The 8,739-nt window shown below is 40.0% G+C and carries 11 protein-coding genes and 1 pseudogene; 9 read left to right on the forward strand and 3 right to left on the reverse strand.

Features of this window, described 5'->3' with window-relative positions:
• Window positions 1-33: 33 nt before the first annotated feature.
• The 4 genes and pseudogenes from asd (at window position 34) to AAEY57_RS21415 (ending at window position 3,945) form a co-directional block, all read left to right on the forward strand.
• Window positions 34-1,173 carry an aspartate-semialdehyde dehydrogenase gene (gene asd / locus AAEY57_RS04695; protein ID WP_350606629.1) on the forward strand — a complete coding sequence of 380 codons (1,140 nt, stop codon included), beginning with the start codon at window positions 34-36 and terminating at the stop codon, window positions 1,171-1,173.
• Window positions 1,174-1,321: 148 nt separating this feature from the next.
• A complete protein-coding gene (locus AAEY57_RS04700) occupies window positions 1,322-2,191 on the forward strand; it encodes an MBL fold metallo-hydrolase (protein ID WP_350606632.1) in 870 nt (289 codons plus the stop codon).
• A gap of 110 nt (window positions 2,192-2,301) precedes the next feature.
• Window positions 2,302-3,075: pseudogene (locus AAEY57_RS21410) on the forward strand (cache domain-containing protein); the annotation flags it as partial.
• 165 nt (window positions 3,076-3,240) lie between these two features.
• Window positions 3,241-3,945, forward strand: coding sequence for a methyl-accepting chemotaxis protein (locus AAEY57_RS21415; RefSeq protein ID WP_502935486.1), 705 nt, complete (start codon window positions 3,241-3,243; stop codon window positions 3,943-3,945).
• A 32-nt stretch (window positions 3,946-3,977) separates the two neighbouring features.
• Here AAEY57_RS21415 and AAEY57_RS04710 read toward each other — a convergent pair whose 3' ends face one another.
• On the reverse strand, window positions 3,978-4,781 hold the full coding sequence (locus AAEY57_RS04710; RefSeq protein WP_350606642.1) for an ion transporter: 804 nt from the start codon (window positions 4,779-4,781) through the stop codon (window positions 3,978-3,980).
• A 100-nt stretch (window positions 4,782-4,881) separates the two neighbouring features.
• Here AAEY57_RS04710 and AAEY57_RS04715 point away from each other — a divergent pair, with 100 nt between their 5' ends.
• The 5 genes from AAEY57_RS04715 to AAEY57_RS04735 all read left to right on the forward strand — a co-directional run bounded on the left by AAEY57_RS04715 (window position 4,882) and on the right by AAEY57_RS04735 (window position 6,975).
• Window positions 4,882-5,091, forward strand: a complete 210-nt coding sequence (locus tag AAEY57_RS04715; protein WP_013463335.1) for a hypothetical protein — start codon at window positions 4,882-4,884, stop codon at window positions 5,089-5,091.
• Between the two features lie 3 nt (window positions 5,092-5,094).
• Window positions 5,095-5,385 carry a hypothetical protein gene (locus AAEY57_RS04720; protein WP_350606637.1) on the forward strand — a complete coding sequence of 97 codons (291 nt, stop codon included), beginning with the start codon at window positions 5,095-5,097 and terminating at the stop codon, window positions 5,383-5,385.
• A 131-nt stretch (window positions 5,386-5,516) separates the two neighbouring features.
• Window positions 5,517-5,711: a YwbE family protein gene (locus AAEY57_RS04725; RefSeq protein WP_008468098.1), complete on the forward strand. Its 195-nt coding sequence runs from the start codon at window positions 5,517-5,519 to the stop codon at window positions 5,709-5,711.
• Window positions 5,708-6,226, forward strand: a complete 519-nt coding sequence (locus tag AAEY57_RS04730; RefSeq protein ID WP_024601008.1) for a DUF4240 domain-containing protein — start codon at window positions 5,708-5,710, stop codon at window positions 6,224-6,226. Before AAEY57_RS04725 ends, AAEY57_RS04730 begins: the two co-directional genes overlap by 4 nt.
• A gap of 293 nt (window positions 6,227-6,519) precedes the next feature.
• The gene (locus tag AAEY57_RS04735) at window positions 6,520-6,975 is read left to right on the forward strand and encodes a hypothetical protein (protein WP_350606639.1); all 456 of its coding nucleotides are present in this window, start codon (window positions 6,520-6,522) and stop codon (window positions 6,973-6,975) included.
• On the opposite strand, the gene AAEY57_RS04740 is transcribed toward AAEY57_RS04735, so the two are convergent.
• Both AAEY57_RS04740 and AAEY57_RS04745 read right to left on the reverse strand, forming a co-directional pair.
• On the reverse strand, window positions 6,972-8,228 hold the full coding sequence (locus tag AAEY57_RS04740; RefSeq protein ID WP_008468095.1) for a Y-family DNA polymerase: 1,257 nt from the start codon (window positions 8,226-8,228) through the stop codon (window positions 6,972-6,974). The two genes, AAEY57_RS04735 and AAEY57_RS04740, sit on opposite strands and share 4 nt — an antisense overlap.
• Complete coding sequence (locus AAEY57_RS04745) at window positions 8,216-8,629, reverse strand: LexA family protein (protein WP_013463339.1); 414 nt, start codon at window positions 8,627-8,629, stop codon at window positions 8,216-8,218. Before AAEY57_RS04745 ends, AAEY57_RS04740 begins: the two co-directional genes overlap by 13 nt.
• Between the last annotated feature and the right edge of the window lie 110 nt (window positions 8,630-8,739).

The raw sequence follows: 8,739 nt of genomic DNA on the forward strand, positions 1-8,739 counted from the left end.
GAATTTTAATTTTTAATGAATTAGGTATTTCTTATGACTCAAACAGTGGAACAAACAATGAAAAAAGTAGGATTAGTCGGATGGCGGGGCATGGTTGGCTCTGTATTACTAGAGCGTATGCAACAAGAAAATGATTTTGCTCATATCGACACCACTTTTTTTACCACCTCACAAACCGGCCAACTTGGCCCTGATTTAGCGGGTGCAGCTAAACCGCTTTTAGATGCCAGCGATATTTCTGAGCTTGCAAAAATGGACATTATTGTTACCTGTCAGGGTGGCGATTATACCAATGCGGTGTATCCAAAATTACGTGAATCAGGTTGGGATGGCTATTGGATAGATGCAGCCTCTGCACTGCGTATGAGTGACGACAGTATTATCGTACTTGACCCTGTTAACAAAGATGTCATTGAACAAGGGCTAGAGCAAGGCGTTAAAACCTTTGTAGGTGGTAACTGCACGGTTTCACTTATGCTACTAGCGCTGGGTGGTTTATTTGAGCAAGACCTAATCGAATGGGTAACCCCAATGACTTACCAAGCAGCATCGGGCGCGGGTGCACGCAATATGAAAGAACTCATAGCTCAAATGGGGGCTATTCATGCAAGTGTTGCACAGCAACTAGATAACCCAAGTTCAGCTATTTTAGAAATTGATAAAATAGTCAGCGAAAAAATGGCATCAAGCGATTTGCCACAAGACCAGTTTGGTGTGCCACTGGCGGGTAGCTTAATTCCATGGATTGATGTGCCTATGCCAAGCGGTCAATCAAAAGAAGAGTGGAAAGCGCAAGTTGAAGCCAACAAAATCTTAGGCTCATCTAAACAACCTGTGCCTATTGATGGTTTATGTGTACGCATTGGTGCAATGCGTTGTCATAGCCAAGCGATGACCATTAAATTACGTGAAGACATTAGCGTAGAAAAAATAGAAGACATTTTAGCCTCGCACAATGAGTGGGTTAAAGTAATTCCTAATGAGCGTGACATTACCAGTACCGACTTAACCCCAGTTAAAGTCACCGGTACGTTAAGTATACCTGTTGGCCGTATTCGCAAACTCGCCATGGGGCCAAAATATATTAGCGCTTTTACCGTAGGCGATCAGCTTTTATGGGGCGCAGCAGAGCCACTGCGTCGTATGTTACGTATTATTGTTGATAATAAATAATATTTACTTTGAGGGTTAGCATTTGCTAGCCCTTTTTATTTAATAATTAAATCGCTAATATCTTCATGGCCTTTACCAACATTTATATTATTGCTTCCGGTCATTTTTATTAATTCAAGTGATGAGTTCAGACTTATTGGAGAATATTATGCACAGTAAATTTCATGTTCACACATTTCTTGATGACGATAGCGAAACCTTTAGTTATGTTGTTTCTGATAGTAACTCTCAGCAAGCAATCTTGATTGATCCCGTTTTAAATTTTGATTATAAATCAGGTCGCAGCTGTGAATCAGGCGCCAAAAAAATCGGCGAGTACCTTCAAAGCCATTCTCTTTCATTAGAGTGGGTTCTCGAAACACATGCTCATGCCGATCATATCTCTGCAGCTCCTTATTTAAAAAAACACTTTGGTGCTAAAATCGCCATAGGTGAACATATCAAAACGGTACAACAAAGCTTTAAGGCGCTATTTAATCTTGAAAAAGAATTTTTACCCAATGGGGCTGATTTTGACCGACTATTAAAAGATGGAGATAGTTTTAATGTTGGCCAGTTATCAATACGAGTAATGCACACACCGGGGCATACACCCGCCGACTTAGTTTACATTATAAATGAAGAGGCCATGTTTGTTGGTGATACGATTTTTATGCCTGACGTAGGCACTGCAAGGTGCGACTTTCCTGGTGGTAGCTCTGAAACATTATACGATTCAATCCAAAAACTACTCTTGATGCCCGATGAGGCAACAATTTATGTATGCCATGATTATCCGACTGAAAAGCGAAATCACCGTTTTGCGGTCACAGTAAAAGAACAAAAAGAAACAAATATTCATGTAAATACTAAAATAAGCAAAGAGCAGTTTGTTCAAATGCGCGATAGCCGTGACGAAGAATTACCTATGCCTCGCTTAATTTTACCTGCTATTCAAATGAATATTAGAGCTGGCAACCCACCTCCCGCTGAAGATAACGGCATAAGCTACCTTAAAGTTCCGTTAAACCAATTATAGTTCAATATCATAATGATTATTCGGATAGAGTAATAAGCACAAGTAAATTTATTGTATTTAGATGAGCGCTTAACCATCCTAATCAAAGCCCAACAGAGCAAGCTGCATATAGCTTGTTTGACCATTTTGGCCAAACACACCCTGGACTTGCTTATATTTACATGGGAAACGAACAAGGGGGGTATATTCAATGGCCCATGGGGAAAGTAAACGCCAATTATGATCCGCGCGAGCGCCCCTGGTATATGGCAGCAAAAGCGGCTAATGGTAAAACAACGCGAACTAATGCCTATTATTGGGCCGCTGATGATTTAGTTATTGTATCTACGGTTAAAGCGATTATTGATAACGGGCAATTAATTGGCGCCCAAGGAATGGATGTATCATTAGGCGGGCTTACCGATATTATTGCCGATATTAAATTAGGCGAAACCGGTTATTTAATGTTGATTGAAGATAGTGGCAGTGTGCTGGTGGATGTTAAACACCCAGATTACCGATTTAAAAACTTAGCAGATCTTGAGGGGGGAAAATACGCCGACTTAGCTAAAAATACCCAAGGGCTGTTTGATGTAGAGATAGATGGTAAACAATATATGGCTAATATTCATACCTCTGCTACCTTAGGCTGGAAGTTTATTGGGGTAGTAGAGAAAGCCGAAGTGATGAGCACGGCGAATACCATGGCTTATACCATATTGGTTATTAGTGCGATCTTAATTGCCGTATTTGTTGCTATAGCGAGTTATATTTCTAAATTAATATCAGCCCCTATTGTTGAAGTGAGTGATGGCTTAACTGAAATATCGCATGGTGGCGGTGATTTAACCCAACGCTTAACAATAAAAACCAAAGATGAAACCGCTAAACTGGCTAATAGCTTTAATTTATTTTTAAACTTGATCAGCGAGCTGGTAACTCAAATTAATGAGTGCGCGCAAAATGTAAGTAAAACCTCATCACAAACCTCATCGCAAGCGGCACAATTAACAAGCTCCACCAGCCAACAGCAACAAGCTTTAGAGATGGCAGCTACGGCTATTAATGAAATGGCTGCCACCGCAAACGAAGTGTCTAGCAGTTGTGCAAATGCAGCGGATTTGGCTGTTCAAACACAGCAAGCATCAGACTTGGGGCAATCGGTTATTACACAAACTGTGGAAAGTGTGGTTCAGCTATGTGAGGTAATAAACAATGCCTCAGCAGATATTACTCAGCTAGATACTGAAAGCGAAAACATTATGTCGATACTCAGTGTTATTCGCGGTATTTCAGAACAAACTAACTTATTGGCCTTAAATGCTGCAATAGAAGCTGCACGTGCCGGTGAGCACGGACGCGGCTTTGCTGTGGTGGCCGACGAAGTGCGCGCGTTATCGCAACGAACCGCTGAGTCAACCGAAGAAGTGGCTTCACAGCTTGATAAACTACGCACTATGTCATCTAAAGTTTCTAAAGATATGCAACGCAGTATAGAAACCACTAATAAAACTGTCGAGCTTGCGCATTCGGCGCAGCAACAATTTAGTGAAATCACTGCATCTATCGTTCATATTAGCGATTTAAATACCCAAATAGCCACCGCTGCTGAAGAGCAACAACATGTAGCTGAAGATATAAACCGCAATGTTACTGAAATTAAAAATGCGGCTGATGAGGTGAGTGATATTGCCGTGACCACCAGTGAGAACGGCAACGAAATGAATCGTCTTTCGTCAATTTTAACGGGGTTGGTGGGTAAATTTAAAGTGTAAGGGCAAGCAAATACATGCCCTTTTTATCCCTGCTACTTATTTTTAAGTAGTTCTTTTAACTCTGCTAGTTGTGCTTTTAATTCGTTTACTTGGCCTTGGGTGGCAGGGAGTGAGTCTATATTGGCTTGCTCTTCTCGTGCATTGCGATGCTCTTCACTCATCACTTCTAAAATAGCACCAACCATCATATTTAAAAACACAAATGCAGTTAAAAAGATAAAGGTTAGGTAAAAAATCCAACTTAATTTGTACACGGCCATGGTTTCGTACATGACGTCAGTCCAATCTTCAAAGGTGGCTATTCTAAACAGGGTGAGCATAGAAATAGACACATCGCCCCAAAGTACCGGATTTATATCAGCAAACAACATACTGCCAGTGGCGGCATAAATATAAAATATAACGAACATGAGTAGTGCGATGTAGCCCATTTGCGGTATTGCTTTAATTAGCGAATTTACTAATAAGCGCAGTTCTGGGATCATTGAGACTAATCGTAACACGCGGAAAATACGCAGCAGTCGAGCAATAAAAATAGTAGAGCCTGCCGCGGGGTATAAACTTCCGATCACGATAATGAAGTCAAAAATGTTCCAACCTTTGGAGAAAAAGTCCTTGATACCTTTGCTGGCAATATAGCGAATAATCAGTTCAATTAAGAAAAACACCGTTATGCCTATATCCATCCAATGTAGAACGAGTTCGGCGGTTGGGTGCAATGAATAAGTATGTGCCCCCACGGTCAATGCAGAAACAACAATAACTGCAATAACAAATGATTGAAATAGTTTACTTTTATCGATACGCTGGAACAGCTCTTGTAACTGCGACAACATCATAACGTGCCCTTAACGGTTATAAATACAAAACCAGTGCAATATACAGCAAAAATAACGAAAATCAGTAGTTTTCCCGTTAAAATAGTAGGAATTTTGAATGTTAAATAATAAGTTAAAATATCTATTTTCGTTATCCGCATTATTGGTGTTAGCGGGATGTAGCAGCGATAGCCGCTACCATGAAATTCAATCAGCGCGGTTGGGTGAATGCAGCTACATGGCAGATAAGGAATACCATGAGTGTGTTAAACAACAGCAAGACAGTTACAAAGAATTTAAAGAACAACAAGCTCGCGAGCAGCAATAAACGATGACCAAAACCCAAAAGCAGCTAGATAAACGTATTCGTCAGCAGTTAACGCTCGCTTGTGAGCAAATAAAAGATACTGTGAAGGACTTTAGCTTTCTTACCCATTCAGCAGACTTAAACAATTTACCTTCTAAGTTTAAAGTAAGTTGTTATTTTATTGATGATATTGCACTAGAGCAGGCTAAACAAAAAAATCAGCTTTATTACATTGAGCAGCTTATTTGTAATGCGTTAGCCAGCTTGAACATACATATTAAAGCCAATGCCATTTCATTTTCTAAGCAGCCATAATGTGTACGATGGGTTTTGTTTATTCTTCACATTAGCTTGAATTAGGCATTTATAGGGCCTTTAAAAGCTTTAATATGGAGTGATTTTATTAAGCAGGCTATAATCCCCAAAAATAGCAAAAGAGATTATATATGGCTGTTCCAACACGTTCACAAATAACACCCGGCACTGAGGTTAATATTGTGCTTAAACAAGATCAACGCAGTGGTACTTTAACCAATGGTATAGTGTCGCGCTTATTAACTAAGTCACCTAATCATCCGCACGGTATTAAAGTACAGTTAGAAGATGGTCAAGTAGGTCGGGTAAAAGAGATCATTGCATGAGCGATTTAACCTTAACTGATTTTTGGCGATTGGTAACTGTAAACGACAGAACCGCAGAGCCTGAGTCTGTATGCCAATCCCTTAAGGCTGCATTGAGTGATTTATCCGACGAGCAGCTTATTGAATTTGATAAACAGTTTAGTATTTGTATGCGCCAAAGTTATACTTGGGATTTATTTGGTGCGGCGTTTGTAATGGCTGGTTGTAATGATGAATATGGTTTTTCTGAATTTCGTTGTTGGCTAATTTCTCGGGGTGAAGCGGTATTTAAAGCAGCGTTAGAAAACCCCGATAGCCTTGCACAGTGCACACCACTTTATTTTTTAAACGAGCAACCTTACCCGTATTTAGATGAGTATGACCTAATTGCAGGTTTATTATATGAAGAACGTAATGACGATGAGTTACCCTTTATCCCCTCAGGGCTTGAACAACCTAAAGGTAAGCGCTTTAAAGACAAACCTAAGTTTTTAAAACAAAATTACCCGCAATTATTTGCTAAGTATTGGCAGTAATCGCCCACTTTTGACTATAAATGCATTACTTAGGGTTTATGAGTAATGCATTTTATGTTGCTTAGGTTTTGATCCAGCTTGCGCTATCCTTCACATCCTCTTATTTCACTAACTGAACTGTTTTAAAATGTAATCGTATTTGCTGTGAGCTACGTATTTTTAAATACAGTTTAAAGACGTGTTTATGGTATAACGACTTCACACCTTTTATAGTAAATCTCTGTTATAGTTAGAAATAGCTAAGCATAGTCACAGTGCTTGATCATATTTGATACACGAGGATAGAGCCTATAATGAAATTTTTCACACTGGTTTTACTTACCATAAGCCTTTTTAGCTGTTATGCAGTGGCAGGCCCAAGTAATAAAACTCGCTTTATTCCGCTGTTACAAACTAAGCTGGGTAATTACGAAGTGACCTCCAGTAATTCTGGGTTATGTACTAATAGCCGATTACAATTTAATAACCCTGAAGATCCTGAGCAAGGTTTTAGCTTAGGCAAAGAGATTTTGTTTAACTCATTACACAATGGTACTCGTACCATTGAAAAACCAAATTATTGTTTTATTACCAGCTCGCTAAAATATAAAACAGATGGCCTAGAAAATAGCTTACGCATGAGCCGCTGTGATAATCCTATCCATGAAGGAGCGATTAAACAAAGCATTACTTTTTTAACCAGCAACACGCTTAAATACACATTGGACAATCCGAGTGTAGAATGTGAATTTATTAAAGTTGCCGACTAACACTGTATTTTTGGAATATCACGCCAACGAGTCGTGTATTGCGGCGATAAAAAAGCCCTGTTCATATGCCAATGATCATTTAATTGGCTGCTCGCCACGCTAAGCATTCCTTTACCGTATCTATGATTAATAGCATCTAAACAGCTCATTAACTGCGGGTTATCGGTTTGCTTATCAAATAAATGATGTTGTTGAAACTGCTGCGGGCTGAGCTCTAATGCGCCCACACCACATTTATAAAATCGAATTCCCGGTTGATATATTTGCTCAAAACTCTTTGATACCGCATTGGCCATAACGCGAGTATCGTTAGTAGGCGGATCAAATTGATGCATAACTGACTTTTTATAAAAGGCGTGTTCATGTGATGAGCTGGCAGCAAAAATATAAATACGATGAGTTAGCGACTGTTGCGCTCTTAATTTTTGTGCAACTACACTAGCATGATTTATTAGGGCGGTTTTAACTGCATCGGGGTCGCAAAGTCGCTGACCAAAACTACGAGTTGAAAAAATAGCTTGTTTATCTTGGCGTACATCATCCCAGTTTAAACAGGTAATGCCGTTGAGCTCGTTAATTGTGCGCTCAAGCACCACACTAAATTGGCGGCGAATTGTTTTTGGGCTTTGCTCAGCCAGTTGCCACGCGGTATGAATGTCCATGAGAGCCAGCTTTTTAGCTAAACGTTTGCCCACCCCCCAAACATCTTGGCAGTGCATTCGTTGCAAAATAGTGCGGCGACTTACTTCATCGTCAATCACTGCAACACCATTAAAGCCAGTTAGTTTTTTAGCTGCATGGTTAGCGGCTTTGGCTAAGGTCGGTGTTGGCCCAAAGCCAACCCCAACAGGGAGTTTGGTTTCGCGCCATACAGTACGCCTAATTAGTTGCCCATATGCTTGCCAATCGTTAATTAAAGGTTGATAACCATTAAAGTGTAAAAACGATTCATCGATACTGTAAACATGCTGGGTGTCACAAAAGCGGCCAATTACACTCATCATCCGGTCGCTTAAATTAGCGTATAGTTCATAGTTACTAGAGCGTACAACCACATTGTTTTGTTCTAGTAACTGCTTAACTTTAAAGTAAGGGCCAAATTTAGGAATATTAAGCTTACGCGCAATTGGGCAGACCGCACACACACAACCGTCGTTATTGGTAAGCACCACCACAGGTTTTGAGCGAATAGCCGGATCAAATACTTTTTCTGCACTGGCATAAAAAGCAACGGCATCAACTAAGGCATACATGAAAGTAACTCAGGACTCTGGCGATGCAGCCTAATAGAGCGAGTTACCACACCTTCAAGCTGAAACTCATCTGACTCAGTCAATTGCACCGGCTTATAAGCAGAAGAGGCTGATAGCAAGCGTGCATTGGTCTTATCAAGCAGCTTACATACAAATAAACCATTTAAGTTAGCCACAATAACATCGCCATCTTTTGGTATTTCTGCACGGTCAACCAACAGTAAGTCGCCCTCAAAAATACCAATTTCTTGCATAGAGCACCCAGACGCTATCCCAATAAACGTGGCATCAGGATGCTTTATTAATAACTCATCAAGTGAAACGCCAAGCTCTGTATATTGTGCTGCAGGTGACTCAAATCCGCATACACCGGCCTCTATATAAATGGGAATAACAAACATAACACAACCTAAAACGCATATGCTGTATAAGTGTGGCTGTGATCCATTTCTGTGTTGATAGAATAAAATTTCAATATTAATCAACAATTAAAAGAATTCGTCAAAAACGT

Source organism: Pseudoalteromonas sp. MER144-MNA-CIBAN-0113 (assembly GCF_040308965.1).
Taxonomy (GTDB): domain Bacteria; phylum Pseudomonadota; class Gammaproteobacteria; order Enterobacterales; family Alteromonadaceae; genus Pseudoalteromonas; species Pseudoalteromonas tetraodonis.